The 25,385-nt window shown below is 55.6% G+C and carries 25 protein-coding genes and 2 pseudogenes; 10 read left to right on the plus strand and 17 right to left on the minus strand.

The features are described 5' to 3' along the window. Positions 1-15 precede the first annotated feature (15 nt). Entirely contained in the window at positions 16-696 is a 681-nt protein-coding gene (locus PZBJ_RS06400) for an SDR family NAD(P)-dependent oxidoreductase (protein ID WP_101761721.1), read from the plus strand. A 30-nt stretch (positions 697-726) separates the two neighbouring features. Here the strand turns inward: PZBJ_RS06400 and PZBJ_RS06405 are convergent. Continuing rightward, positions 727-1,198 (minus strand): annotated as a pseudogene (locus PZBJ_RS06405) (LysR family transcriptional regulator). Between the two features lie 178 nt (positions 1,199-1,376). On the opposite strand from PZBJ_RS06405, the gene PZBJ_RS06410 reads away from it, so the two are divergent. Both PZBJ_RS06410 and PZBJ_RS06415 read left to right on the plus strand, forming a co-directional pair. Then, on the plus strand, positions 1,377-2,102 hold the full coding sequence (locus tag PZBJ_RS06410; protein ID WP_240632885.1) for an MBL fold metallo-hydrolase: 726 nt from the start codon (positions 1,377-1,379) through the stop codon (positions 2,100-2,102). Positions 2,103-2,106: 4 nt separating this feature from the next. Continuing rightward, positions 2,107-3,429: an amidase gene (locus tag PZBJ_RS06415; protein ID WP_101761722.1), complete on the plus strand. Its 1,323-nt coding sequence runs from the start codon at positions 2,107-2,109 to the stop codon at positions 3,427-3,429. 63 nt (positions 3,430-3,492) lie between these two features. Here the strand turns inward: PZBJ_RS06415 and PZBJ_RS06420 are convergent, their stop codons facing one another. The 4 genes from PZBJ_RS06420 to PZBJ_RS06435 are packed head-to-tail and all read right to left on the minus strand — an operon-like array spanning position 3,493 to position 7,071. Further along, positions 3,493-3,900 carry a DUF2000 family protein gene (locus PZBJ_RS06420; protein ID WP_101761723.1) on the minus strand — a complete coding sequence of 136 codons (408 nt, stop codon included), beginning with the start codon at positions 3,898-3,900 and terminating at the stop codon, positions 3,493-3,495. A 34-nt stretch (positions 3,901-3,934) separates the two neighbouring features. After that, positions 3,935-4,792 (minus strand): AraC family transcriptional regulator, encoded by an 858-nt coding sequence (locus PZBJ_RS06425; RefSeq protein WP_101761724.1) that lies wholly within the window; start codon positions 4,790-4,792, stop codon positions 3,935-3,937. 21 nt (positions 4,793-4,813) lie between these two features. Continuing rightward, positions 4,814-6,112 carry an SLC13 family permease gene (locus tag PZBJ_RS06430; RefSeq protein WP_101761725.1) on the minus strand — a complete coding sequence of 433 codons (1,299 nt, stop codon included), beginning with the start codon at positions 6,110-6,112 and terminating at the stop codon, positions 4,814-4,816. Positions 6,113-6,171: 59 nt separating this feature from the next. Then, on the minus strand, positions 6,172-7,071 hold the full coding sequence (locus tag PZBJ_RS06435; protein WP_101761726.1) for a LysR substrate-binding domain-containing protein: 900 nt from the start codon (positions 7,069-7,071) through the stop codon (positions 6,172-6,174). 99 nt (positions 7,072-7,170) lie between these two features. On the opposite strand from PZBJ_RS06435, the gene PZBJ_RS06440 reads away from it, so the two are divergent. Further along, positions 7,171-7,941: a 2OG-Fe(II) oxygenase gene (locus PZBJ_RS06440; RefSeq protein ID WP_101761727.1), complete on the plus strand. Its 771-nt coding sequence runs from the start codon at positions 7,171-7,173 to the stop codon at positions 7,939-7,941. Here PZBJ_RS06440 and PZBJ_RS06445 read toward each other — a convergent pair. The 4 genes and pseudogenes from PZBJ_RS06445 to PZBJ_RS06465 form a co-directional block, all read right to left on the minus strand. Next, entirely contained in the window at positions 7,936-9,009 is a 1,074-nt protein-coding gene (locus PZBJ_RS06445; RefSeq protein WP_101761792.1) for a DUF2817 domain-containing protein, read from the minus strand. The genes PZBJ_RS06440 and PZBJ_RS06445 overlap by 6 nt on opposite strands. A gap of 73 nt (positions 9,010-9,082) precedes the next feature. Next, positions 9,083-9,853 carry a transporter substrate-binding domain-containing protein gene (locus tag PZBJ_RS06450; RefSeq protein ID WP_101761728.1) on the minus strand — a complete coding sequence of 257 codons (771 nt, stop codon included), beginning with the start codon at positions 9,851-9,853 and terminating at the stop codon, positions 9,083-9,085. A gap of 230 nt (positions 9,854-10,083) precedes the next feature. Next, positions 10,084-10,563 (minus strand): Hcp family type VI secretion system effector, encoded by a 480-nt coding sequence (locus PZBJ_RS06455; protein WP_061719111.1) that lies wholly within the window; start codon positions 10,561-10,563, stop codon positions 10,084-10,086. Positions 10,564-10,788: 225 nt separating this feature from the next. After that, a pseudogene (locus PZBJ_RS06465) lies at positions 10,789-11,481 on the minus strand (hypothetical protein). Between the two features lie 368 nt (positions 11,482-11,849). Here PZBJ_RS06465 and PZBJ_RS06470 point away from each other — a divergent pair. Beyond that, positions 11,850-12,296, plus strand: a complete 447-nt coding sequence (locus tag PZBJ_RS06470) for an ATP-binding protein (RefSeq protein WP_240632886.1) — start codon at positions 11,850-11,852, stop codon at positions 12,294-12,296. A gap of 73 nt (positions 12,297-12,369) precedes the next feature. Here PZBJ_RS06470 and nfsB read toward each other — a convergent pair whose 3' ends face one another. Both nfsB and PZBJ_RS06480 read right to left on the minus strand, forming a co-directional pair. After that, positions 12,370-13,023: an oxygen-insensitive NAD(P)H nitroreductase gene (nfsB, locus tag PZBJ_RS06475; protein WP_101761730.1), complete on the minus strand. Its 654-nt coding sequence runs from the start codon at positions 13,021-13,023 to the stop codon at positions 12,370-12,372. A gap of 115 nt (positions 13,024-13,138) precedes the next feature. Next, positions 13,139-14,140 carry a zinc-binding alcohol dehydrogenase family protein gene (locus tag PZBJ_RS06480; protein WP_101761731.1) on the minus strand — a complete coding sequence of 334 codons (1,002 nt, stop codon included), beginning with the start codon at positions 14,138-14,140 and terminating at the stop codon, positions 13,139-13,141. Positions 14,141-14,282: 142 nt separating this feature from the next. Here PZBJ_RS06480 and PZBJ_RS06485 point away from each other — a divergent pair, with 142 nt between their 5' ends. Continuing rightward, on the plus strand, positions 14,283-15,203 hold the full coding sequence (locus tag PZBJ_RS06485) for a LysR family transcriptional regulator (protein ID WP_101761732.1): 921 nt from the start codon (positions 14,283-14,285) through the stop codon (positions 15,201-15,203). 241 nt (positions 15,204-15,444) lie between these two features. On the opposite strand, the gene PZBJ_RS06490 is transcribed toward PZBJ_RS06485, so the two are convergent. The 4 genes from PZBJ_RS06490 to PZBJ_RS06505 form a co-directional block, all read right to left on the minus strand. Further along, on the minus strand, positions 15,445-16,218 hold the full coding sequence (locus PZBJ_RS06490; RefSeq protein WP_036650080.1) for an FCD domain-containing protein: 774 nt from the start codon (positions 16,216-16,218) through the stop codon (positions 15,445-15,447). Between the two features lie 78 nt (positions 16,219-16,296). Next, positions 16,297-16,614, minus strand: coding sequence for a PTS sugar transporter subunit IIB (locus PZBJ_RS06495; RefSeq protein WP_101761733.1), 318 nt, complete (start codon positions 16,612-16,614; stop codon positions 16,297-16,299). Positions 16,615-16,623: 9 nt separating this feature from the next. Next, positions 16,624-18,051 carry a glycoside hydrolase family 1 protein gene (locus PZBJ_RS06500; protein WP_101761734.1) on the minus strand — a complete coding sequence of 476 codons (1,428 nt, stop codon included), beginning with the start codon at positions 18,049-18,051 and terminating at the stop codon, positions 16,624-16,626. 9 nt (positions 18,052-18,060) lie between these two features. Further along, on the minus strand, positions 18,061-19,395 hold the full coding sequence (locus PZBJ_RS06505; RefSeq protein ID WP_061719102.1) for a PTS sugar transporter subunit IIC: 1,335 nt from the start codon (positions 19,393-19,395) through the stop codon (positions 18,061-18,063). Between the two features lie 168 nt (positions 19,396-19,563). Between PZBJ_RS06505 and PZBJ_RS06510 the strand changes: the two genes are divergently transcribed. Then, positions 19,564-19,875 (plus strand): PTS lactose/cellobiose transporter subunit IIA, encoded by a 312-nt coding sequence (locus PZBJ_RS06510; protein ID WP_101761735.1) that lies wholly within the window; start codon positions 19,564-19,566, stop codon positions 19,873-19,875. Between the two features lie 93 nt (positions 19,876-19,968). Next, the gene (locus PZBJ_RS06515) at positions 19,969-20,598 is read left to right on the plus strand and encodes a LysE family translocator (protein WP_101761736.1); all 630 of its coding nucleotides are present in this window, start codon (positions 19,969-19,971) and stop codon (positions 20,596-20,598) included. Positions 20,599-20,667: 69 nt separating this feature from the next. On the opposite strand, the gene PZBJ_RS06520 is transcribed toward PZBJ_RS06515, so the two are convergent. Together PZBJ_RS06520 and PZBJ_RS06525 are read right to left on the minus strand one after the other, a co-directional pair. Beyond that, positions 20,668-21,153, minus strand: a complete 486-nt coding sequence (locus PZBJ_RS06520; protein WP_101761737.1) for a hypothetical protein — start codon at positions 21,151-21,153, stop codon at positions 20,668-20,670. A gap of 172 nt (positions 21,154-21,325) precedes the next feature. Further along, positions 21,326-23,512 carry a TonB-dependent siderophore receptor gene (locus PZBJ_RS06525; RefSeq protein ID WP_101761738.1) on the minus strand — a complete coding sequence of 729 codons (2,187 nt, stop codon included), beginning with the start codon at positions 23,510-23,512 and terminating at the stop codon, positions 21,326-21,328. A 278-nt stretch (positions 23,513-23,790) separates the two neighbouring features. On the opposite strand from PZBJ_RS06525, the gene fes reads away from it, so the two are divergent. Next, on the plus strand, positions 23,791-25,149 hold the full coding sequence (fes, locus tag PZBJ_RS06530) for an enterochelin esterase (protein ID WP_101761739.1): 1,359 nt from the start codon (positions 23,791-23,793) through the stop codon (positions 25,147-25,149). Further along, a complete protein-coding gene (locus PZBJ_RS06535; protein WP_101761740.1) occupies positions 25,142-25,363 on the plus strand; it encodes an MbtH family protein in 222 nt (73 codons plus the stop codon). Before fes ends, PZBJ_RS06535 begins: the two co-directional genes overlap by 8 nt. The last annotated feature ends 22 nt before the right edge of the window (positions 25,364-25,385 follow it).

A 25,385-nucleotide genomic window follows, 5' to 3' on the forward strand; every position in this document is an offset into this window, starting at 1 on the left:
ACCGAGGAGAACAACATGAAGATATTACTGATTGGCGCATCGCGTGGCCTGGGTTTGGCACTGGCGGAAACCATGCTGCAGCGCGGTTATCAGGTGGTCGCCACCGGACGTGAAAACTCGACAGGAAATTTACAACAACTGGCCGATCGCTTCCCCGCACAGTTGACGGTGGAAAGCGTGGATATCAATGAACCGGAACAGGTCGCAGCGCTGCATACGCGGCTGGTGGATTGGCAGTTCGATATGCTGTTCGTCAACGCAGGGGTGAAAAATGATGACCGCGAAACCATCGCCGATGTTTCCACCGAAGAGTTCACCCGCGTGATGGTGACTAACGCGCTAAGCCCGTTGCGGGTGATTGAAACCTTTAAAGATCGCGTTACGCCCAGCGGCACTATTGCGGTGATGTCATCTGGCCAGGGCAGTTTGACCAACAACACCAACGGTAATTACGAGGTGTATCGCGGCAGCAAAGCGGCGCTAAATATGTTTATGCGCAGCTTCGCCGCACGTAGCGGCGGCGAGCGCACGTTATTGTTGATGGCACCCGGCTGGGTGCGCACCGATATGGGCGGCCCGGAAGCGCGCCTGACCATTGAGGAGAGCATTCCGAACTTGCTGAACACCATGGAAAGCTACGCTGGGCGACGCGGAATTCATTATCTGGATTATTTAGGGCGTGTGGTGCCGTGGTGAACGTGCAGGTCGCCATTTATGGCGACCTCATCAAAGCGGCTTACTCTTTATCAGCCCGCGCAGCCTCTCCCGCAGCCAGCGGTTGGCGGCATCTTCGCTGCGCGCGTTATGCCACAGCAGCGACACTTCATAATCCGGCATGTTCACCGGCACGGGCGCGGCGTTCAGACCGTATAATTCGCACCAGGATGGCACCAAACCCTGCGGCACCGTAGCGAACAGCGGCAAACGCTTAAGCAGCATCGGCAACGCGGAGAAATTTGGCGTCACATAGCGCACGCGCCGCGCCACACCTTGTTGCTGCAGCTGCCGATCCAGCACGCACAAATAGCGGATCGTCAAACATCTCGCGCAGACGTTTTAACGCCGCGCTCACTGCCGGTTGTCCGAGATAGAGCCGATTTGCCGCTTGCGTGACACTGCGCACCTCGTACATCACCAGCAACACCACCAGCAAATTCAGGTCGATGCGCGAAAAATCATTTTCGTTGATGCTTTGCATGATTCTAATCGATTTAAATAATGATCGAGCCGCCAGTATAGTGAGGCTTCTTCGCTGCCATCAAAAAATTTAGGAGCACCTGATGACGATTCGCGTCGGCGATTGCCTGATTACCAAAGTGAGCGAATAAACCGCCGCCTTCCCGCTGGGCGTGCTGTTTACGCCACATCGCGCGGAGATGAGTAACGAATTAGCTGAGCAGCCCGCCGAAATGTCGATTCATAGCTGGGTCATTCGCACCGGTGAACACACCATCATTATCGATACCGCCACCGGCAACGGCCGCAATCGCGATAACAAGCCATTATTTCACCAGCTGAACACGCCGTATGCCACAAACCTCGCGCAGGCGGGCGTTGATCCAGCCGAAGTGACGCTGGTGTTGATGACGCACATTCATACCGATCACGTTGGCTGGAATACGCATCAGCGTGATGGCGAATGGCTGCCAATGTTCCCGAATGCGCGCTATATCTGCTCCGCGCGGGAACTGGCGCACTGTCAACAGAATCCGGCGGCGCATGAGCTCTATCGCGACAGCATTCTGCCGCTGATAGCAAGCGGACAGCTAGAGACTATCAACGTTCAGAATTCACCTTTGTTTGCTGGCGTGCTGCGCTATCTCTCCACGCCCGGTCACAGCGTTGATCATGCATCGATCGTGCTGGAAAGCGCCGGTGAATCGGCGATCTTTGCTGGCGACGTGATGCATAATGCCATCCAGTTTCAGTATCCGCACTGGAACTCACTGTTTTGCGAGAATAAAGCGCTGGCGGTCACTTCACGGCAACGGGTGGTGGACTGGTGCGCACAACATCAGGCAATCTGGTTCAGCACCCACTTTAATGGCAGCGCGTGCGGACGCGTCACGCGCGACGGGCAATGGATTCCGCTGGAGGTTTAACCTAATGCAATACGCTGATTATCCCACCGCTTCGATTAACGATTTACATCAGGCGCTGACCCAGCGCACGGTGAGCGCGCGCCAGTTAGCTACCTTCGCGCTGCAGCGCATTGGCGAGGTGGATCAACCGCGCTACAACGCCATCACCTGGCTGTTTGCCGAACAAGCCTTAGCGGCAGCGGACGCCAGCGATGCGCGTCGTCAGCGCGGCGAGGCGGCGGGACCGCTGGAAGGTATTCCGGTTCTGATTAAAGACAATATCGAAGTGCAGGGCTGGCCAACCAGCGCCGGTTCGGTGCTGCTGCGTGAGGTTATTGCCAGCGACGATGCGCCGCTGGTTACCCGACTGAGAAAGGCAGGCGCGATTCTGATCGGCAAAACCGCCATGCATGAGCTGGCGGCGGGCATTACCGGCGCGTCGTCGTTAAGCGGATTTACCCATAATGCGTGGGTTGAAGGCCGCTCGCCGGGCGGATCGAGCAGCGGTTCCGCCGTGGCGGTCGCAGCCGGTTACGTGCCGCTGGCGATCGGCAGCGATACCGCCGGATCGGTGCGCATTCCGGCGGCGTTTAACCATCTTTTTGGCCTGCGCATGACGCGCGGTGCAATCAGCACCGACGGCATTGTGCCGCTGTCGCCAACTCAGGATATTCCCGGCCCGCTGGCGCGGTCGGCGGCGGATTTACGTTTAGCGTCTGAAATTCTTAGCGGACAACAGTTTGCGGAGAGCGATGAGCCGCTGCGCATCGGCATCTGGCTGGAAGGGTTTGCAGCCGATGAAGACGAGATTAATCAGGCGGTTCGCGCGGCGCTGGCGGATTTCGCGCCGCGTGAGGTGAGTTATCCGCAGCTGGAGACGTTGGCCGCCGACGCCAATATCATCGGCTACGAATTTGCCGCTGCGCTGGCGGCGTATCTGGCGGATAAACCGCAGGCGCAGATCCGCACGCTGGCGGAAGTGGTGGCGTCCGGGCGCTATCATCCGCAGCTGGAAACGGTGTTTACCACGCGGGCCCAGCATCCGGGCGTTGAGAGTGAAGGTTACCGGCGGGTGCAGCAGCGTCAGCGCGATCTGTATTTGCAGCTGGCTGAATTTTTCGCCGCGCAGCAGATCAATCTGTTGGCTTATCCGGTGGTGCGCCGTGCGCCGGTTAAGCACGGTGAGATGCAGGATGGCAGCAACGCGCTGATTTCAGCGGTGACCGGCGCACCGGCGATCAGCATTCCAGCGGGATTCAGCGCCGCAGGTTTGCCGATTGGGCTGGAGCTGCTGGCGCTGCGTGGGCGGGAAGATTTGTTGCTGAGCGCGGCGGATAAGTTTGTTTAATAGCGCCCTCACCCTGGCCCTCTCCCGCCCGCGGGAGAGGGTTAGTGTGAGGGAAAACGTGCTTTACCCGTGCAACGCCAATCCCTTAATCGCCTTATCCACCGCCTTCTTCGGGCCGCGCAGCGCAATGCCGACCAGATTCAAATGATCAGCATCCTCCGCCATAAACACTTCGCGGTTCGCCGCGTCGTGGCCGGTAGAAAACATCGCTTCCACGTAAGGAATAATGGTTAACTCGCGCTCCAGTCCCTGACGGTGCGCACGCTGCAAACCGGCCAAATCCCCGGCAAACACCAGCATCGGCTGGCCCGCCATGTTGCCGTACTGTCGCGCTTTGGCATCAACATAGGGTTCGCCCATCATCTCGGGGGCGGCGGACGCCACGCCGGTAGCGAGGAACGCCACCACATTCAGGCGCTGCCAGGTGGCTAAATCATCACGTACGATCAGGGCGATTTTGGTATCAAACATCTGCAACAACTCTCCAATGACAACGAAAACCTCATCATCTAAGAGCAGGCGGGGAAGCGTATAGAACGTTTGTGCACTGACGTTGATAAGCGGCGGGCGTCATGCGATAGGCGCGCTGGAACCAACGGCCCAAATGACTTTGATCGGCAAATCCAACCTGCGCCGCCACCTGCACCGGCTCAATGCCCTGCGCCAGCAACGCGCGCGCGCTGCGCAAACGCAAACGCACCAGATAGGCATGCGGCGATTGGCCGAACGCCTGTTTGAACTGGCGCGTCAGGCGGAATCGATCAATGCCGGAAAGGCGCGACAGCTCATCCAGACCAATATCCTGCGCCATAAAATCGTGCAGATAGTCGCGCAACAGCTGCATCTGACGCATCGCTTCGCTGTGCTGCAGGCTGGGTTTGGTATCCAGATGGCGTGACAGCAGGGTGAGCAAATGATCGAGGCTTTGATCGCGCGCCAACCGCCCTTCGCCCTGATGCACGGCAAACCAGGCTTGCTGAATGGCGCTGGCTAACAGCGCATCGTCAGTCAACGTGTGGCGGAAAGCGCCTTCGATATTCGACACATCGCCCAATCCGCGACGCTGCATCATCTCCGCCACCCAACTCTGCGGCAAATAGAGCATCACGTAGGTGAAGCCCTCGGCGTCCGGCGCATGTCCGTCGTGTACCGCGCCCGGTTCAATCAAAATCGCCCGGCCCGGCGTGCTGGTGTGCAGCGAACGATGGCAGTTGAAACGTTGTAAACCTTGCTGCGTCACGCCCACCAGCAGTTCGTCGTGATCGTGCGGATCGTAAGCGTGTCCGCGAAAGTGCGCATTAACGCTTTCAATTCCAGTCTCATCGTCACGACGAAAATCAACCCAATCATTATTGGCTGGCATAGGCAATCTCTGGCAAAGACATTAGGCATAGCCTAGCAGCCGAAACCACAGATAATCCAGCGGTAACAGCAGCACCACGCTCAGCAGAAAAATCAGTGCGCACAGCTGCAAACCGGCCTTCGCCGGAACGTTGCCGAGTCCCATCGCCACCACCACCGGCGATGCCTGATACGGCAGCAGCGGCGTGGCGTAGGCAAACACTTGCAGCATAATCACAGTGAGCAGCGGAAAGCCGGAAGCATTCGCCAGCTCTTGCGCCATCGGCGTCACCATTGCCGGAACCCCGTTGGCGGTGAGCACAAAATTTAGCAACGACACCAGCGCATTGAGTACTGCGAAATTGCTGAAGGATGGGTGTTGGTGCAGCGGCAATACGCTAAGCAACGCGTTGGCGATCATCCGTCCCAAACCGGAATCCACCACCAATGTGGCGACGCCAAGGATTCCGGCAATGTAAATGCAGGTGCGGAAATTTACCCCGCTGGCAAAGTCCTCGCTGGTGATAAACCCTACGCGTGGCAGCAAACAGATACAGGCTGCCGCCAATCCCACCCACGCAGCCGGTAAGCCGTGCACGCTGTCGGTCATCCAAAGTAGTAAGGTGATCGCCAGCAGGCCAATCAAGCGCCACTCGCTGCGGCTCAGCGCGGTTAAGCTGTCGCGCTGATGGACCGCTTTGGGTTGAGCACGAAACAGAAAGAGCAGGCAACCTATCAATAACAATCCTTTAGCGATGCCCACCACCGGCATATGCAGCAACCACCACGGCAACCATTGCAGATGCAGCTGATACGCGCTTTCCGCCGCGCCGCTCAACACCAGATTCGGCACATTGGCGGGCAAAATACTGGCGGAGAGCTGGAACGTACCAAATCCCACCGCCAGCGCCAGGCCAATACTGCCTCGACTGCCCGCTTTGATTCCCGCGCGTTCGCCCATTGCCAGCACCACCGGCATGAGCAGCGCGATGCGTCCCATATTCGAGGGCATGACAAATGCCAGCAGATAAGTCAGCAGCACGGTTCCCGCAATCATACGCGGCCAGCTTTGGCTAAGCGGCACCACCAGCCAGTTCGCCCAGCGCTGCGCCAGACCAACTTTGCGGATCGCCGCGCCCAGCACAAACCCGCTGAGTACCAGCCAAAACGCCGACGAGGCAAAACCGCTGAATATGCTGCTGGCAGGAGCCAACTTTAGCAACATCGCCGCCGTGAAAAACAGCAAAGCGGTAACGTATTCCGGCAAACGCGCGCTGGCCCATAGCAAAATGGTGGTGCCCACCACCAACGCGGTGAGCCAGAAGTTGAGATCTGTGGTCATTGGTGAACTCCCTTTCTTTTCCAGGTCGCCATTTAGCGGCGAAACTACGAGTGGGTACGTTATCTCGCCAGCTGCGTGAGCCAGTGGATTAGCGCAGCGCTGCCCGGCTGGCTGAGCGAGCGCTGCGGCCAGGCGAGGAAATAGGGTTTGCTGAGCGGCAAGCTAAGCGGATCGACAACCACCAGCTCGCCGCGCGCCAGTTGGTTGGCAATCAAACGCCGCTGACCGAGCAGCAAGCCCGCGCCTGCCACGGCGGCATCAATCGCCAGCGAGGTAAGATTGAAACTGAACGACGGCTGCGGCGGCGCATCGTCAATGCCTTTGGCCTGAAACCAGCTGCGCCAGTCAGGTAAGAAACGCCCTTCGTTGCCCCAGTCGAGGTGAATCAGCGGCGCATGCTGCAACACTTCCATACCGGCAAAACGATGCAGTAGTGCCGGGCTCGCCACCGGCAACACCTCATCGAGAAACAGCAGCTGCTTGTCCAGCTGCGGATAGCGATCTTCGCCGAAACAGATGACGAAATCGGCCGGCGTGGCGTTGAAATCCACTTGCGTATGGGTGCCGTGCAGCGATAAATCAATTTCAGGACAGTGCGCGCGCCACTGCGCGATGTTCGGCAGCAGCCATTTTGAGGCCAGCGCCGGCAGCGAATAGAGCGTTAATCGCGGTGCCGACGCCGCATGGCGCAGGTTTTGCTGGCCGAGGTGCAGAATGTCGAACGCCTCAGTGACATAACGCAGATACTCTTTGCCCATCTCCGTCAGCATCACGCCGCTTTGTGTGCGCACAAACAGCGTGCTGCCCAATTGCTCTTCCAGTTGGCGAATTTGCTGGCTCACGGCGGCGGGCGTTAACGCCAGCTGCGCAGCCGCTTTCGCCAGGCTGCCCAGTTCCGCCGCCACTTTGAAGGATTGAATGACGCTGATTTTGGGCAAACGTGGTGATGGCGCGGGCATTAAGGTTTCCTTAGCAAGGTGTTAAATTTTTATCGTTACGTATTAACATATCAGCGAGTTACAGTCTTTACACACCTGTAACACATGAGAAGTAAAACTATGTCTGCCTTGATTCGTTTCGATCTGCATCCGCTGGCCGATGCCGACTGGCGTCGCACCTGCCGTGAGCAACTTAATCAGCACGGCGCTTTAGTTTTGCGTCAGTTCCTGCAGCCCGCTGCGCTGCAGGCCATCATTGCCGAAGGCGATGCGCAGCGCCATCTGGCGTATCACACCGCCAGCAAACACAACGTTTATCTGATGAAAAAAGATGAGGCCTTCAGCGCCGATCATCCGCGTAATCGCGATGTCATTAGCACCAAAGGCTGCATCACCGATGATGTGATTGCCGCCGATTCGCCGCTGCGCCAGCTCTACAACGATGAACTGTTCAAAAGCTTCCTGTGCGATGTGCTGGGTGAAGAGGCGCTCTATCCGTATGCCGATCCGCTTTCGTCGATCAATCTGCACTACGCGCCCGACGGCCAGGAACTGGGCTGGCATTTTGATAACTCGTCGTTCGCCATCACGCTGCTGGTGCAGAAACCGCGCGCCGGCGCCGTGTTCCAGTACGTGAAAGATCTGCGCGATGCTGATGCCGGTCAGATGAATTTCGACGGTGTGGCGGCGGTGCTGGATCAGCGCCAACCGGTAGAAGCGCTGGCGATTGATGCCGGGGATTTGGTGCTGTTCCGTGGGCGCAATTCGCTGCATCGCGTTACGCCAACCGAAGGCGATATCACCCGCATGCTGGCGGTGCTGGCGTATAACACCGAGCCAGGCATTGCCCTGTCGGAAACCGCCCGCATGACCTTTTACGGACGCTTATAAATCGATTAACGCCCGCCAGCCACGCACAAAAATCTGCTGGGTGCGAAAAGCCACCAGCGCGCGCCAGTCAGCGTCGGCGGGCCAGAATCCTTCCACCAGCTCCTGCTTAATCGCCCGCCCGCTTTCACTGGCTGGATCGCCTTGCAGATGCAGCCAGTGATCGTCGCGCACGCGGCGATGCATCTCCTCGCCAGGATAGGTGCCGCACTCCACCACCAGCGGCAAAATCTGCGTCTTCGGTAGCGACGTCAGCAGAAATTGCGACACATAGCCGGTAGCCGTGGCGGTCACGCCGGTTTCGCTGTCGCGCCCTGCGCCGGTGAACAGCAGCGTTAACCATTCTCCATAAATCTCCTTGCCCCAGTCATGTGCGGCAAAACGCTGCTCGGCAATCGACAGCAGCATCGGATGACCCCACGCGCCCGCGCCGGTGTGCAGATCGAAGCTGATGATGGTTTTGGCCTGCGACAAGTGATCGGCGATGATGGTTTGCAGCGTGCGGTACGACCAGCCTGGCTGTTGGCCGCCGAAGAAGAAACCGTCCGCCGCGCCATATTGCCCCGCTTCCACCACGCGTTTTATCGCCGGCCAACCGGCGCTGTTGAGCGCGTCAGCTAACAGCTTATCGGCGCGGGCACGTTCCCCGTGGTAAATGCCATGCCACGCGGCGTAAGCGGGATTGGCGGGTGTCGGCTGTGAAAAATCGATAAAGTGGCGATTGAGGTCGATGTTGTCTTCATTGACGCGGCGTAAATGCGCCGCGCCCCACGGATTGAGCAGATGCAGCATCACGATAGCAGTATCCGCGGGCAGCGCCGTGAGGTTGAAGGTATCCAGCCAGGCGATCTGGCAATCGGAGCCGTAATAGCCTTCTACGCCGTGCGTGCCGGAGATCACCAGCATCAGCCGTGATGCGTTGGCATCGCCGATTATCGCTACGTCAGTGAAAAGTTCCTCGCCCTGCGGACCGGGTAACGGATGCGCGTAGGACGTTAATGCGCCGTTTTGCCGTTTGACGGCGGCGAGAAAGCGGGCGCGTTGAGTTGGGTAGTGCGGTAAGTTCGTCATGATTTTTGAGTGAGTGTGGGTGCGGTTGGTGGGCAAGGTCGTCATCAATGGCGACCTTGCGTGCAGATGAATTTTACGGATAGACCTTGAATTTGAAGTACTTCTTCGCCAGTTGATCGTAAGTGCCGTTGCTGTGCAGTTCGGCCAGCGCGTTGTTGATCAACTTCAGATTGGCCGCATCGTCTTTACGCAATCCAATGCCCACGCCATTGCCCAGCACCTCTTTATCCACCAGCGTGGCACTGATGACATAGTCTTTGCCGGCTGGCGTGTTAAGAAAACCTTGTTCTGCCGAAACCGCATTGGCCAGACTGGCGTCGAGCCGTCCCGCCACCAAATCAGGATAGATCTCCATCTGATTAGGGTAAGAAACCACACTCACGCCCTTGGTTGCCCACTGCGCTTTGGCGTAGGTTTCCTGAATGGTGCCCTGCGCGACGCCGATTCTTTTGCCGCGCAGCGCGTTAATGTCTCCCGTTAGCGGCGCTTTGGCGGGTGTAAGCAATGCGCTCGGCGTGACGTAAAGCATGTCGCTGAAGGCGACCTGCTCGCGGCGTTTCTCCGTCATCGACATCGCCGAAAGAATCGCATCAAACTTTCTCGCCTGCAGCGCCGGAATGCTGCCATCAAAACCAATCTGCACCCATTGGCACGTCACTTTGGCCTGGGCGCAGATCGCGTTGCCGAGATCGATATCAAAGCCCTGCAAAGAACCGTCGCTGGCTTTGGATTCAAACGGTGGGAACGTCGGATCAACGCCGAAACGCAAGGTTTGCTGGGCAAATGAAGCGTGGCTAAACGCGCTCAGTGAAAGCAGTAAGGCAAAGGACAAACTTTTCTTCATTGTATCTCCGGCAGGTAGCTAAATTCACAACGTCATACAGAGTTAATAACATGGTGGACATGATCTCACTACAGAAATTACGGATTTAATGCAGAGGGAATACTTATTAAACAGAAGGGGTTAAGAAATTTTATCTTCGGCAGTAAGAGAATCTTAATGCCGAAGATGAACGTTATGCGGAAACAAACTTAGTTTGGATACACTTTATAACTTTGGTCACTGAAATAGTGTCACGCGCAAGCGTATTCATTCCATGTATCGCGGTAAATAATATTTCCTTCCGTGTACTTCCAGGTGATCGCCTCATAACGCAACTCTAATGTTTCAACATGAGTGTTGCTCTGACCATTTGGGGCAAGGTAAGGCGAAACCGTGGTGATTTTAACGTTATCCAAAATGATATTGAAATATTCGGACTCAATGCCTGATTCAAGAATCCGATACATCTTGATCGTAGCTTTTTTAAGTGTGCGCCCTTCACATACAGCGCGATAAAGAATTGGTGTTGTCTTGTCGAACTCTTTTACTATCACGATAGGTTGATGGACTCGCGTTGCGGTCAATTTTCCCCTATTTGGATCTACTGGGATGGTTATGCCGTGTGAAAATGATTTTAATTCGATAGAACCTAACCTCAGTGGGATTAAACAACTTCCAACAATAGGCGAGCCATTTTCATCTTCTAGCCATAAATGTGCGGGCGTCGACATACAATATCCTTATCTGTTAACAGTTTTTTAAACTTCATCATTTTATGTAACGAGCCACGATGACCAGCGCGAATATAAAGAAAACCGCAATAGGCCAAACTGGACTTCCTGGAAAAAAATGAGCCTGAAGTAATGCAAAGACAATGGTCAATATTGCCGGTCCGTATATCCATACTAACGACCTAACTAATGAACACATTGAGTCTTTTATAAATTTAATCATAGTTACCTAATCAACCGGGTAATGATATCTGCAATATTTTCTTCAGTTGCCCACTGAGCATCCAGGGCACTCGCGCGTTGCATTACGGGTTCAATTAGGAAATACATCATTTCCAGATTCTGTAAATAGAGCGCTGAATAATAGACGGGATATTGAGTTTGAAGGCGGTGCGCACTATCTGCTGCCCTCTGAACAATACCATACAAAGCTGCTGCTCCCACTACACCACCGGCTATTCGCCCTATCAGCGCGCTGATCTCCATACTCAGGTCTAATCCCATGCGAACGGCGCTGGCTGCCGCCATAGCAAAACCTGCGTTAGTCAGTGAACTTGCAGCAATATGAACATTAAGCGTCACAAGCTTTTTCTTTATGTATTCTAATTGCTGTGCAGTTTTATATTTTAGCAGTTCTTCAAAATATACTTTAAGCATCTCAAAGCCAATATCTCCATGCCTGAGAAGTCGGTAAACCCCATCCCGAAAACGGATATCTTCATTTTTTTGCCGCAGGCATACATCGTTATATTCATCAGTGAAACAGGACGTGTAAAACAACGCTCGGGTAGCACCAGCACCGATTGATTTGACCTATTCCGCCACCTGTTTTCCGACGGCATCAACGGCATTGTCAAGTTTCATTACGAGAATTTTATTTGCTTGAAGATAACTGATGACTTCACTGCTGTTAAACATAACTTTTGCATCCTATATCCTTATAGTAACTGTGGTCTACGATACTGATTATCAAATTTTAGATCCACCTATTACGTTAGGTCATTTCTATATAACAAGTGCGCATGTCATTCTTTTGTCATAACTCGCTCACGCTGATGTCAGAGCCGATTGCATATCCTGATGGCCTACCTTCAAATCAGGAGTATTAAGATGAAATCGAACAAACTCACCCTTGCAGCGGGCATGCTGCTGGCTATCGCAGGCGGATGCGATTGACGTGCGCCTTTTGTCGCAGCGAATGCCTGAACAGGCGGTAGCGGAACTGCAGCCGCTGGTGGCGGCTTTCAATCAGATACTGGGGGCGCCTTGAACGGAGTTATCAACAGTTGAGCCAGGTTTCTACTGATATGGCGCACGATCTGCGCACGCCGATTAGCACGCTGATCGGCCAAACTGAAGTGGCACTGAGTCAGACGCACAGCGTCGTAGATTATCTGGCGCTGCACGGCGAACTGCTCGCTGATCCGCAACTGCTGCAACGCGCGCTGGCCAATTTGATCGCCAACGCGCTGCGCTATGGCGACCAAAACTCAACCATTCGCGTGTTTAATCAGGACCATTCGTTGACAGTGGAAAACCACGGCCCGGCATTAAGTGAGGAACAGCAGGCGCGCATTTTTGATCGTTTCTGGCGCGCCGATAGCTCACGACATCAGGGCAGCAGCGGTTTGGGCTTATCGATTGTGCGCAGCATTATGCGTTTGCATCAGGGAAGTTGTGAGATGCATAGCGAGAAGGGTGTGAATCGCTTTACGTTGCGGTTTCCGTATTGATCTTGCGCGATAAATCGCGCCGCTACAGAAACGTGCGTCCATCCGTAGCGGCGCAATTTATTGCGCGAAATATTTAAATAAAGGTAAAAATCTCGTCACGTGGCAAACGTGATTTCGGCAGCGCGGCGTTGAAATCCGCATCGCTGCGATAACCCAGCGACACCAGCACCACGCTGGTAAAGCCCTTCTCACGCAGACCCAGCGCTTGATCCAGCGCGCGCTGATCGAAACCTTCCATCGGTGTGGCATCAATGCCCAACATCGCTGCGCCCAGCAACAATCCGCCCAACGCCAGATAAACCTGCTTTTCCATCCACTGCGGCACATCGCGTGATTCATAGCGATGCATATCGACATAGCTGCGACGCACCATGTCATTGTTCGCTTTGCTTTCCGGCCTGGCGTAACGGCCATCAGCATCTTCCTGATCAAGCACGTTCTGCAAATGCGCTTCATCCAGATCGGTGCGCATGCACAGCGCGATAACGTGCGAGGCATTGCGCACTTTCGGGCTGTTATAGGCAAAGGCGCCATCGGTGGATGCGGCGATTTGCTCGCGACCCGCTTCGGTTGACGCCACCACAAAATGCCACGGCTGCGAGTTCACCGAAGACGGGCTGTTGCGCAGCACGTTCAGCAGGGTTTCGATTTCATCCTGCGGCAGGCTTTTACCTTGTTCAAAGGCTTTTACAGTGTGACGACGAGCGACTGCATCATTGAGTGTCATGGCCTATTCCTTTTTCTTTGTAGCGCGATAAATCGCGCCGCTACACAAGTGTGCGGATATCCGTAGCAGCGCAATTTATTGCGCGTGGTTTGCATCATTTATTGCGTTAAGTTGGTTAAAACCCGCTCAGCACGATCTTACCGCGTGCGCGACCGCTCTCGATCAGCGCATGCGCCTTGCGCAAATTGGCGGCATTGATCATGCCGTGATGTTCGCCGGCGGTGGTTTGCAGCGTTTTGTCATCAATCAGCTGGCTCACGCGCTGCAGAATCTCATGTTGGCGCTGCATATCGGCGGTATGGAACAGCGAGCGCGTAAACATCAATTCCCAGTGCAGTGAAATCGCTTTGCGCTTCAGCGGCACCGCATCCAGCGTCTCGGGATCGTCGATCAACGCCAGCTTGCCCTGCGGCGCGAGCGCATCAATCAGCTGATCGTAATAGCTATCGGTATGCGTCAGCGAGGCGACATAGCGCACCTCTTTATGTCCAATCGCCGCCAGCTGTTCGCCCAGCGGTTGAGAATGATCAATCACATGGTGCGCACCGAGTGAACGCACCCAATCCGCCGTTTCCGGGCGGGAAGCGGTGCCGATCACCGTCAATTTGGTTAGCTTGCTGGCGAGTTGCGTCAATATGGAACCGACGCCGCCACCTGCGCCAATAATCAGCAGCGCGGCGTTGTCATCGGCTTGTACCTCAAGACGATCAAACAGCAGTTCCCACGCGGTCAGCGAGGTCAGCGGCAGCGCGGCGGCATCGGCGTCATTCAGTGAACGCGGTTTGTGCCCGGCGATGCGTTCATCCACCAGCCCATATTCGGCATAGCTGCCGGCGCGCGTGATATCACCAGCGTAAAACACCTCGTCGCCCGGCTGGAACAGCGTGACATCTGCGCCCACTGCTTCCACCACGCCTACCGCATCCCAACCGAGAATGCGCGGCTTATCGGTCGGCGCACCGGCGCGCACTTTGGTGTCCACCGGATTGACCGCAATGGCGTGAATTTTTACCAGCAGATCGCGCGCGCCTGGCGTTGGCTTATCAACCTCAAGCTCATACAGCGCATTTTCATCGGAAATCGGTAAACCGTTTTGGCTATAAACAATGGCTTTCATCAGGCAGATCCTTATTCATCAGCAGGTTTGGTGAAGTAAATTCAGCATAGCGGTCCACAGCGCAATGAAAAATGCCAGTTGCAGGTGAACACTTTCACTCTTAGAGTGAAAATCCCTGCTGACTACCACGATGAATAAGAAGATGATCCGACTGGAAGATGTCACTCTGTTTGTGCGTTCAGCCGCACTCGGCAGCTTTTCACGCGCGGCGCGCGAGGTGAATTTACTGCCCGGACAGGTCAGCGCGGCGATTCAGCGGCTGGAGCGGGAACTGGATCGCCGCTTGTTCGCCCGTTCCACCCGCAGCCTGCGCTTAACCGCCGAAGGGGAAAAGTATCTGCCCTTTGCGCAGGAGATGCTGGCGCTGATGCATGCCGGTGCCGACAGCTTGCAGAGCGATGAAGATGCGCTGAGCGGCGAGCTGAAAATCGCGCTGCCGTCGGATATTGGTCGCAATATTTTGCTGCCGTTGATCACTGACTTTTGCCGCGCGCATCCGGCGCTGGCAGTGCGGCTCTCCTTTTCCGACCAGATCAGCGATGTGTTCCGCGATCCGGTGGATATCGCCATTCGCTACGGCAAGCTGGAAGACAGCAGCTACGTGGCGTTGCCGCTGGCGGAGGACAATCGCCGCGTGATGGTGGCGTCGTCGGATTACCTTGATCGTCACGGTCGCCCGCAACAGCTGGAGGAGATCGCCCAGCACCATCATGGCCTGCTGTTTATGATGGGCGGCCACGTTTACGACAAATGGACCTTTCCGCAGGATGGCATGCGCCGCCAGATCACGGTGAAAAGCCGCATGCTGTGTGATGATGCCGAAGTCGCGCGGCGCTGGGCCATCGCCGGCATGGGTATCGCCTATAAATCGTGGATTGATGTGTGTGACGATGTGCTGGCCGGCAGGCTGGAACGCGTAATGCCGGAGATGCCGGGTGAAAGCACGCCGCTGCACCTTATCTGCCCTCATCGCAAACAGTTTTCCCCCGCGATCCGCGCGCTGCATGAGGTGCTACGCACGCCGCTGCGTGCGTTAACCGCGAAGCTCACCCAGCATGAGTAGCGTCGCGATTTATCGTGCAGCTTTGTCATTGAACCTTGCGCGCTGCGTTGTAATTACTATCACACAGGGGCCCGCATTTAGGTCGTTATGCTCGTCAGTTAAGACGTGAAAATCCTTAGTTACCGAGAGCTCACATTGTAGCGGCGCAATGCATTGCGCGATAAATCGCGCCGCTACGGAAGAAGCGGTGATTTGATACGGCGTTTAACTGAGCGGCATTACGCCATGAATGGCGACCTCATCACATCAACTTACCCTGGAAAATCGGCACGGATTCGAACAGATAGCCATCAAAGTCTGGCGCATCGGCATCGGATAACTCCAGCAATGTGTTCTTGACGTTTTCCAGGTGCTGCCACATCGCCTGCCAGGAACCCATCACATCCCGGCGTCGCAGCGCGGCCAGAATGGTTTGATGATCGCCCAGCCACTTCAGGCGATAGGCGCGGGTTTCATACTGCGGTCGCAGTTGCTGCCAGAGCGGGCTGGCTTCGTGATGACGCCAGACGCTGGTCACTGTATCGAGCAACATCTGATTTTGCGTCGCGCCTGCCAGTAGCAGATGAAATAACTTGTCGTTATCCTGGCTGCTGTCGTTGAGTGCAATGGCGCGCTGCTCCTGCTCCAGCGTGCGGCGCAGGTTTTCAATATCGGCTTTGGTGGCCATTTTGGCGGCGAAGGCCGCGATGTTGCTCTCCAGCAGCTGACGCGCCTGCAACATCTCGAACGGGCCGACATCGCTGCGGAAAAAGGCCTCTTCCGCATCCTCACTTTCCGAAGGAATGCGCATCACGTAAACGCCAGAACTTTGACGAATATCCACCGTGCCTTCCAGCTCCAGCATTAGCAACGCTTCACGCACAATGGTGCGGCTCACGCCCCAGGTTTCGGCCAACTGCCGCTCTGGCGGCAGTCGTGATCCAACCGGATAATGACCATCAAGGATTTGCTGACGCAGATGCTGACCAATTTCCTGATACTGCTTTTTCTCTTGTGGCGCTTCGGCTTTTTCCACGCTCTCACCCTTTTGCATCATGGTGCATTCGGCCCGGCCGCGTCCTGTGCGAGCCGGAGCCTGACTGCTATCTGGGCGCTAGTGTACCAAAGCCAGTGCCTGATCGAGTACCTTTGCACCATTCAACGTGCCGTAAGCCACGCTATCGATCACCGCAATCGGCAGTTGATAGCTGTCGGTCAGCTTTTTATTCTCCTCCAGCTTAAAGCGCACCTGCGGTCCCAACAGCACCACCACCACGTCCTGACCGTAGTTTTGTAACTCTTCACGCAGGTTTTGTTCCGGAATGGCGTAGATCTGGTACTCAAGACCGCGTGCTACCGCCTCTTTCTCAATGCGGGTGACTAACATCGAAGTCGACATGCCTGCCGCGCAGGCCAGAATAATACGTTTCATCGGTTGTCCTTATTTGGCTTCATCGTCAATGTTGAGGGTCAATTGCTGGGTGTCGCGCAATTGACGGAACCAGTGCGCGGATTTCTTCATCCGCCGCTGCCGCTGGTTGTCGAGGTCGATCTCGATCAGTCCGTAGCGGTTTTTGAAGGCGTTCATTGGTGAAACGTTGTCGGTGAACGCCCACAGCATGTAGCCCTGACAGTTGCTGCCCGCTTCACGCGCACGCACCGCCTGGTAGAGATGTTCAGCAATAAAGTTGATGCGGTAGTCGTCCTGAATTTCGCCCTGCGCATCCTTAAACTGCGCTTCATTCTCGATGCCCATGCCGCTCTCGGCCACAAACCACGGCAGATTGCCGTACTCCTCTTTCATGCGCTGCGCCATGTCGAAAACAATGCGTGGCTGAATCTCCCAGCCGCGCGAGCTGTTCATGCGGCGGCCTGGCAACTCAAAATGTTCGTAGTAAAAAGCGGGATGGAATGGCGTCTCTGGGTGCCAGGCGCGTGAAGGCGCTTTAACACGATGCGGATAGTAAAGATTGAGCCCCACTTCATCGACGGTGTTGGCGGCGATGATCGCCAGCTCTTCCTCGGTGACATCCCACTGCACCTCATGTTTATCCAGCAGTTGCAGCAGTTCCGCTGGATAGACGCCTTTGATTGCCGGATCGAGAAACACCCGGTTGTAAAACAGATCGTAGATTTTTGCGGCTTTAACATCGTGCGCCGCCGAAGAGCGCGGATAGGTCACTTCCGGATTGAGAATGGTGCCCACCGTGCCGGCATAACCCTGCTGACGGAACAGCTTAACCACCTTCGCCGTGGCGAGATTTTTATGGTGATTCCACTGCATCCACTTATGGGTGTTCTGCTCATACGGCCAGCGCAGCGCATCAAGATAGACGCGCGTCTGCACCACAATCGGCTCATTGAAAACAAACCAGCGCGTCACTTTTCCGGCGTAGCGGGCAAACACCTTCTCGGCATAGCGAGTAAAAAGCTCAACCACATTTTTTGATTGCCAGCCGCCGTACTCTTCCAGCAACTGCAGCGGCAGTTCGTAATGTTCGAGACACAACATCAGTTCAATGCCCTGTCGCTGCATCTCATCAATCAACTGGTCGTAATAGGCCGCGTACTCCTCATCAACCACCGCGTTTTCATAATCGGTGAGAAAACGCGACCAGTTGATCGAGGTGCGATAGTGCGTCAGCCCCGCCGCTTTCATCAGCGCCACGTCTTCGCGGAAGCGGTTGATAAAATCTGTCGCCACCGCCGGTCCATAGCCGTTATGCCAGACGTGGCGATCCTGCTGATACCAGGCATCCAGATACGAATCCTGGCCGGCTTTTTTGCCGCTCCAGCCTTCGGTTTGCCAGGCCGATGCCGCCGCGCCGAGAATAAAACCCTGCGGCAGCGCAATGGTGTGCTTACTCATAGATCCTCCTTAATTTTGTGCCAGTTCGGCCTGCAGATTTTTTGCTTCCGCCGCTTCGGCGCGACGCGCGGCCACTTTGACAAAAGGCAGATAAATCAACACCGAAACTACGATGCAGATGATTTGCGTCACCACCGCGCCCATCGAACCGGCGGTAGAAAGCCACGCATTGATGATCGGCGGCGTAGTCCAGGGAACCATCACCACCGCTTTGCCGGCAAAGCCCATCACCGTGGCGAAATAGCCAATCGAACCGGTTACCAGCGGGGTGATGATGAAGGGAATGGCAAGAATGGGGTTGAGCATGATCGGCATACCAAAAATCACCGGCTCATTGATGTTGAATAAGCCAGGTCCAAACGACAGTTTGGCGATTTCACGCATCTCTTTGCGTTTGGTGGCAATCATCACGGCGGTTAACAGCCCGATAGTCAGGCCGGAACCGCCGATGCTCATGTACACGTCCCAGAATGGCATGGTGATGATGTTTGGCGCTTCCTTACCCTGCTCGAAGGCGTTCATGTTGACCAGAATCGCCCCCAGCAGCAGCGGCTCACGAATCGGTTTCACCATCTGGTTGCCATGAATACCAATCACCCAGAACAGCTGGGCAACAAACATCAGCAGCAGAATGCCCCACAAGCTCTGCACCACCGATTCCAGCGGCTGCTGCACCACTTTGTACACTGCGTCGTACAGGTACATGCCGGTGATCTGATGGAAGATAAAGCCAAAGGTGGCGACCAGCGTGACGGTGATGATCGACGGAATCAGCGCAGAAAATGACGCGGCAACGTTCGGCGGCACGGTATCCGGCATTTTGATTTTCAGCCGTTCAACCTGCTCCAGCCGGCAGTAAATCTCCACCGACAGAATGGCGATAAACATGCCGAGGAACAGACTTTTGGTATCGGAGAACTGTTTTGCCAGCACATCGGTTACCACGTGCATCTGGCCATCCACCAGCATTTGCAGCGTGGTGGGCGTCACCGAGATGAAGCAGATGATCGCCAGCAGGCCGGGAAACAGCGTTTTAATGCCGTTGATGCGGCCCAGTTCGATACCAATCAGAAACACCGCACCGATATTCAGAAAGCTCAGCGTGGCGTAGTTAATGCTGCTGGTGATCGGTTTCAGATCGGCGAGAAACGACAGCGCAGAGAAACTGGCGAGGCCATTTTTCGGATCCAGCACCATGTTGGAAATCAGCACCGAAAACGCGCCGACGATGATCACCGGCATCAGCGTAATAAACGAGGCTTTGATCGCCATAATGTAGCGGTAGCTGTTGAATCGCGTGGCAAAGCTACCCAGTGAATCGATAAGACGTTCCTGTAGAGACATTGGTCAACCCTCAGCGGTTTTAGGTGTTATGCATCAGCTTGATGGTTCGTGGCATACCAAAATGGCGATATTCGCCGTTAATTTCTGTGATCATGCTCGCGGAACTCATTTTTGGTATTCCGGTAGCATCGTTATTACCAATTTGGCATACCAATAAGTGAGGCGGATATGGATTTTGAACAAACGATGATGGAGTTGCTGATTAATGCCGGTGAGGCGCGATCGCAAGCCATGATGGCGATTCAGCAGGCGCGTAAAGCTGACTGGCACGGTGCCGATGAGGCTTTAGCAGCATCCGACGAGGCCGCAAAAGCCGCGCATAAAATCCAGACCGCGTTAATTGGTGCCGATGAAGGCAGCGGTAAAGTACCGGTCACGCTGATTTTGGTGCATGCGCAGGATCATCTGATGACGGCGATGCTGTGCCGCGATTTGGCGGGCGAGTTGGTGCTGTTAAGGAAGGAGTTGCATGGGGAGTAAGGATGCAGCAAGGATGAATAGTTAAACCATTCTGGAAGAATGCAGCTTCAGGCGATATAACATTGGTTCACTTCCGCCATCGCAGAGGAACCTATGGCGCTGTCACATGAACTGATTCTTATCTACACCACCTATTTCGTCGCTACCGCCAGTCCCGGCCCGAGCAATATGGCGATTATGGGCACGGCGATGAAACAGGGACGCGGCGCGGCGCTGGCATTAGCGAGCGGCGTGATTGGCGGTTCAATGATGTGGGCGCTGCTGGCGGCTTGCGGGGTTCTCACCGTGCTGGCCACCTTTGCGCAACTGCTGGTTGTGCTAAAGATTGGCGGCGGATTGTATCTGCTGTGGCTGGCGTTTAAGGCGGGGAAATCGGCGCTGCGTCGGCCAGATGCCAGTGAATTCGCACCGGTCAGCGAAAAAGCGCGCTTCGGCAGAATGTTTCGTCAGGGCATTTTGATGCACGTCGGCAATCCTAAAGCGATTTTGACGTGGGTGGCGATCATGTCGGTGGCGTTAAAACCGGGTGCGGCGGCATCAACCTTGCCGATGATTATTGCAGGCTGCGCGGCAATTTGTGTGCTGGTGTTTGGCGGTTACGCGCTGCTGTTTTCCACCGCGGTGATGGCGGCTTTCTATCGCCGTATCCGTCGTGGGCTGGATGCGCTGCTGGCTTGCTGCTTCACAGTTGCGGGATTGAAACTGGTGTTTAGCCGGAGTTGATGTAGCGAGGTCGCCATGAATGGCGACCTGAAAAAACCATACTGGTGCGCATTTGTGCGCACCCATACATCAGGAATTATTCGGCGGCGTGGCGTCGGTTTCACTGAACGCGGGCTTCTGGCGCGTTACAGAATAGACCACGTTTTTCGGGCTGTTCGGATCGGTGGTGACATCCACGGACGCGATGGTCACTTTGCCAAAACCAAACAGCGTCTGCACGTAACCACCAATCTGGTGTTTACCTGGCGCAACACGAATTTCTCGTTTTTCACCCTTCTTCAGCAACCCCGCATCCTGACCATCTACCGTCACATAGACAGAAGAACCGTCATCGGTACGCGTCACCAGGTGCGAAACGTTAATCACCGTTGGGCCGGTCTCGAATGGAGAAGGCGAATCATTATTGTCGATTGGCGCGCCGGTTGCAGGCTGAGCGGCGGATGCGTCCGCAGTCGCAGTGCTGTCATGAGATGTACCAGTAACGGCGGCAAGGCGGGCGCAGCCGGTGAGCATGATTGTTGCCATCAAAGTGGCTAAAGTGAAGCGCGATAACATCGTGACGAAAAACCCCTGCTAAATGAGAAGCGCGTATTTTAACGTGCCTTGCAGAGTGATGACAGTCACACAAATACAGTATTTTCCGAAAACCGCTTAATAAATACCCGGCTGAAAGCGCGTCGCACGGAATGCGAAACGAAACGGCGGCCACGCAGGCCGCCGGAGGGAATTACCAGCTGTAGCTGACGGAAGCCACAATGGTGCGACCGCTGCCGTAGAAGCAGGCGCTTTCATTACTGCATGACGCCACGTAGTGCTTATCCGCGATGTTGTTGACGTTCAGCTGCAGCGTGGTGCCGCGCAGCGAGTTCGCCGCTTCGCCCAGCTCATACTTCGCCATCGCATCATACAGGGTGTAGTGCGGTACTTTATCGACGCCAATTTCATCCGCTGGCGCGGTGCCGGTATAACGCACGCCGCTGCCCAGCGTAAAGCCGCTCAGCACGCCATCGAGGAAGGTATAGCTGCCCCACGCCGACGCCGCATGACGCGGAATGCTCGACGGTGAATGGCCGATGCGCTGCGTGATACTGCTCTCTTTGGTCACCGCATCGGTGTAGGTATAGGCCGCTAACAGTTTGATCTCTGGCGTGATCTGCGCATGCGCTTCGGTTTCGATGCCCTTCGAACGCACTTTACCAATCTGCTCGTTATAACCGGTCACGCTGTTATAAGCGGTGATGTTTTTCTGCGTGATATCAAACGCTGACACGGTAAACACCGCATCCCAACCTACCGGCTGATACTTCACGCCCACTTCGGTCTGTTCGCCTGTGGTCGGTTTGAACGGATCGGTGCCTGGCGCGCCGCTGTTGAGGTTTGGCTCGAACGAGGTGCTGTAGCTGACGTACGGTGAAATGCCGTTATCAAACGCATACAGCAGACCCGCGCGGCCAGTGAACTTGTTGTCATTCTGCTGGGTTTCACTGTCGTCGGTGCGATCCTGCGTGCGCACTTCGCTCCAGTCGTGACGTCCGGAGAGCAGCAGGTTCCACTGATTCCACTCCAGCTGATCCTGCAGATAAACGCCCACCTGATCGAGCTTCTTGCGCGTGCTGGTAGTGAGCGTCAAATCGCTCTCGTTGATGCTGATCCGTGTCGGATTCGCCCAGTCGAGGATGTACTGATCGCCGCTGTCACGCCACAGTTTGTTATCCACGTCGCTCCACTTGTAATCCAGCCCGCCGAGAACGGTATGCGCGATGTTGCCGGTTTCAAAGGTGGCTTTCAGCTGGTTATCAAGACCCAACTCTTTCGACTTGATCTTGTCATGCTGCGGACGACGGTTGATCGAGTGATCGTTATCCGCATCAAAGGTATACACCAGATATTTGTACGATTCGTCCATGTTGCTGTAGCGCAGATTCTGCGTGAAGCTGACGTTATCGCTTAAATTGTGCTCGAAGATATAGCCGATCGAAGTCTGTTCGCGCTTGGCTTCGTTGAAGCTCGGATCGCTGACGTTGAAATCGTAAGGTATAAAGCCCGCGCTGCTCTCTTTCAACGTACCGCTGGCCGGCAGGAAGTTACGGTATCCCGCTTTCGGCTCGTTCTGATACATCGTCAGCAGCGTTAAGCTGGTGTCCGCGTTCGGCAGCCAGGTTATCGCTGGCGCAATCGCCATGCGCTGCTGTTTGTTGTCCTTAACGAACTCATGTTTGCTGCTGGCAATACCGTTCAGGCGGTAGAACAGCGTGTTGTCATCATTCAGCTTGCCGCCAAAATCAAACGCTGCTTCACCCAAATGCTGGTTGCCGGTGCTGAGCTGCACTTTGTGAATGCTCTGCGCAGTTGGGCGCTTGCTGGTCATGGCCACGATACCGCCCGGATTCACCTGGCCGTACAGCACAGAAGCTGGGCCGTGGATCATCTCTACGCGCTCCAGCAACCAGGGATCGATCTGCCCCGCTGCGCCCGCCTGGCCGGATAAACCGTAGCTCAGGCCATCGAGGAATTTCGGCGCATAGCGGAAACCGCGCGCGATGATCTCATCATTACGGTTGGAGTTACCGCGATAGTTGGTCAACACGCCGCTGCTGTAGCTCAGCGCATCGGCGACGGAGGCCGCAGCCTGATCGTCCATCTGCTCGCGGGTAATGACCGAAATGGATTGCGGGGTTTTGCGCAGCGGCGTCGCGGTTTTGGTGCCTGCCGCGCTCTCTTTCGCCACGTAGCCCTGCAGCGGCGAAGTCACGCTTTCACGCGTGTCGGCGTTGACGGTTAGGGTCTCTTCGGCAGCCACACTGAAGGCGGCTGGTGTCACCAACAAAATTGAGGCCAGAGAAAGGTACAGAGGATTGAATCTGAACTGCCGTGCCACAGCAGGTATTGCTGAATTTTTAGCGTTAACGGACATAGTTGCCATCTCTATTTCAAACTGCCTTGTAGATGAAATAATCCGTTCAGTCGCCCTCGCCCAACGACAAGGGCTGTAACGGATTGAAATATTAGTCTCTTGCGTTATTGACGGTCCTAATTTCCCTGCGTGACGTCCTTCACAAAATAATCCACTGAAATTACGAAGGTTTATCAGGCACGAAAAATCATATTGCAAATGTAAATCGTTATCAATAGCATTTGCATTAGCTTTGGTTAAGTAAAGACAGTGAACAAAATGTGGAGATGGGTTGCAGGATGTTTCAAACAAGCGCAGAAAATACAACGCAGACTTGGTTGCCCGCCGGAACAGTTGCGCAATGGTTGCAGCAGGCCGAAATAGGAAGCGAAAGCTGGTGGCAGCGGCTATATGCGGTCGGTACGCCGCTGGTGGAGCGTGACGAAAGCGGTCAAACGACCATGCACTTCTTCTGGCGCGATCCCGAAGGACATTCCGCACGTTCTTCCACTGAACGGGTTTATATCGATATTAACGGCGTCACCGATCACCACAGCGAAGCGCCAGAAAGTCTGGTGCGCGTCGGCGACAGCAACGTCTGGCATTGGTCGACTGCCATTGAATCTGACTGGCGCGGCAGTTATAGCCTGATCCCCGCCACCGCGCAGCAGTTACCGCCGCTGTTTTGTGGCGATGATGCCGACTGCCGCGCGCTGCAGCGTAAGTGGTGGATCTCGCTGATGCCGCTGGCGATCCCCGACAAATTCAATCCCACGCCGCCGTTTCTCAGCAGCCGCCGTTTTGCGCTGAGCAACGCGCACATGCCGGATGCGCCGGATCAATCGGCCTGGCGCGCGCTGGATGCCGGCATGGCGGAAACCTGGCCGGATACGCTGCAAACCCTGCAGTGGCACAGCGCGTTGCTCAACGTCACGCGCAACGTCTGGCTTTATAGCACCGGAACAACCGCTCAGCCCGAACAGCGTCCGCTGGCGATTCTGCTCGATGGACAAAACTGGGTGTACGGTCAACCAATTTTCAGCGCGCTGGATCAGGTCACCGCCGATGGCGCACTGCCGCCCGCCTGCTGGCTGTTTATCGATGTCATCGACAGCCAGCACCGCGAAGCCGAACTGCCGTGCAATGAAACCTTCTGGCAGGCGGTGCAGCAGGAACTGTTGCCGCTGGCACGCCAGCACGCGGCCTTTAGTAGCGACGCTGACCGCACGCTGGTGGCCGGGCAAAGCTATGGCGGACTCGCCGCGCTCTATGCCGGATTGCACTGGCCGCAGCGTTTTGGCCGCATTCTTACGCAATCCGGCTCCTTCTGGTGGCCGCATCTGCAATACATCCGCGACTACGCCAATCGCGAGCAGCACGCACCCGGCTTGCTACTCGAGCGGCTGCAACAGGGCGATTTACCGCCGGGCAAGCTGAAGATTTTCCAGGAAGTGGGCGATCGCGAGGCGGACATGGTGTACGTCAACCAACAGATCGCCCCGGCGCTACAGGCCGCAGGCCATGAATTACATTTTCGCCGCTTCGCCGGAGGGCACGATGCGTTGTGCTGGCGTGGCGGTTTGATCGACGGCTGCCGCTGGCTGCTGGCCGATTTTCTCTCCCCTACATCAACCTCTGAAGGTAACCACCATGTCTGAACAACAGAATCCGTTTGATAACGACGCGCTCGATTTTCTGGTGCTACTTAACACGCGCCAGCAGTACAGCCTGTGGCCGGCTTTTGCCCCGGTTCCGGCAGGTTGGCACATCGTGGCGGGACCGCTGACGCGCAGCGCCGCCATTGAGTTTATCGAAGCAAACTGGCACGACATGCGGCCAGCGACGCAACAGACGTCGTCTACCGCGCATTAAATTTTTTTAACTTTCTCTTTTT

Source organism: Pantoea endophytica, from assembly GCF_002858935.1.
GTDB lineage: Bacteria > Pseudomonadota > Gammaproteobacteria > Enterobacterales > Enterobacteriaceae > Pantoea > Pantoea leporis.

Bases quoted from the DNA above. Each gene is read 5' to 3' on its own strand.
- PZBJ_RS06400 (WP_101761721.1), top strand. From the start codon at position 16: ATGAAGATATTACTGATTGGCGCATCGCGTGGCCTGGGTTTGGCACTG.
- PZBJ_RS06410 (WP_240632885.1), top strand. From the start codon at position 1,377: ATGAGTAACGAATTAGCTGAGCAGCCCGCCGAAATGTCGATTCATAGC.
- PZBJ_RS06415 (WP_101761722.1), top strand. From the start codon at position 2,107: ATGCAATACGCTGATTATCCCACCGCTTCGATTAACGATTTACATCAG.
- PZBJ_RS06420 (WP_101761723.1), bottom strand. From the start codon at position 3,900: ATGTTTGATACCAAAATCGCCCTGATCGTACGTGATGATTTAGCCACC.
- PZBJ_RS06425 (WP_101761724.1), bottom strand. From the start codon at position 4,792: ATGCCAGCCAATAATGATTGGGTTGATTTTCGTCGTGACGATGAGACT.
- PZBJ_RS06430 (WP_101761725.1), bottom strand. From the start codon at position 6,112: ATGACCACAGATCTCAACTTCTGGCTCACCGCGTTGGTGGTGGGCACC.
- PZBJ_RS06435 (WP_101761726.1), bottom strand. From the start codon at position 7,071: ATGCCCGCGCCATCACCACGTTTGCCCAAAATCAGCGTCATTCAATCC.
- PZBJ_RS06440 (WP_101761727.1), top strand. From the start codon at position 7,171: ATGTCTGCCTTGATTCGTTTCGATCTGCATCCGCTGGCCGATGCCGAC.
- PZBJ_RS06445 (WP_101761792.1), bottom strand. From the start codon at position 9,009: ATGACGAACTTACCGCACTACCCAACTCAACGCGCCCGCTTTCTCGCC.
- PZBJ_RS06450 (WP_101761728.1), bottom strand. From the start codon at position 9,853: ATGAAGAAAAGTTTGTCCTTTGCCTTACTGCTTTCACTGAGCGCGTTT.
- PZBJ_RS06455 (WP_061719111.1), bottom strand. From the start codon at position 10,563: ATGTCGACGCCCGCACATTTATGGCTAGAAGATGAAAATGGCTCGCCT.
- nfsB (WP_101761730.1), bottom strand. From the start codon at position 13,023: ATGACACTCAATGATGCAGTCGCTCGTCGTCACACTGTAAAAGCCTTT.
- PZBJ_RS06480 (WP_101761731.1), bottom strand. From the start codon at position 14,140: ATGAAAGCCATTGTTTATAGCCAAAACGGTTTACCGATTTCCGATGAA.
- PZBJ_RS06485 (WP_101761732.1), top strand. From the start codon at position 14,283: ATGATCCGACTGGAAGATGTCACTCTGTTTGTGCGTTCAGCCGCACTC.
- PZBJ_RS06495 (WP_101761733.1), bottom strand. From the start codon at position 16,614: ATGAAACGTATTATTCTGGCCTGCGCGGCAGGCATGTCGACTTCGATG.
- PZBJ_RS06500 (WP_101761734.1), bottom strand. From the start codon at position 18,051: ATGAGTAAGCACACCATTGCGCTGCCGCAGGGTTTTATTCTCGGCGCG.
- PZBJ_RS06505 (WP_061719102.1), bottom strand. From the start codon at position 19,395: ATGTCTCTACAGGAACGTCTTATCGATTCACTGGGTAGCTTTGCCACG.
- PZBJ_RS06510 (WP_101761735.1), top strand. From the start codon at position 19,564: ATGGATTTTGAACAAACGATGATGGAGTTGCTGATTAATGCCGGTGAG.
- PZBJ_RS06515 (WP_101761736.1), top strand. From the start codon at position 19,969: ATGGCGCTGTCACATGAACTGATTCTTATCTACACCACCTATTTCGTC.
- PZBJ_RS06520 (WP_101761737.1), bottom strand. From the start codon at position 21,153: ATGTTATCGCGCTTCACTTTAGCCACTTTGATGGCAACAATCATGCTC.
- PZBJ_RS06525 (WP_101761738.1), bottom strand. From the start codon at position 23,512: ATGTCCGTTAACGCTAAAAATTCAGCAATACCTGCTGTGGCACGGCAG.
- fes (WP_101761739.1), top strand. From the start codon at position 23,791: ATGTTTCAAACAAGCGCAGAAAATACAACGCAGACTTGGTTGCCCGCC.
- PZBJ_RS06535 (WP_101761740.1), top strand. From the start codon at position 25,142: ATGTCTGAACAACAGAATCCGTTTGATAACGACGCGCTCGATTTTCTG.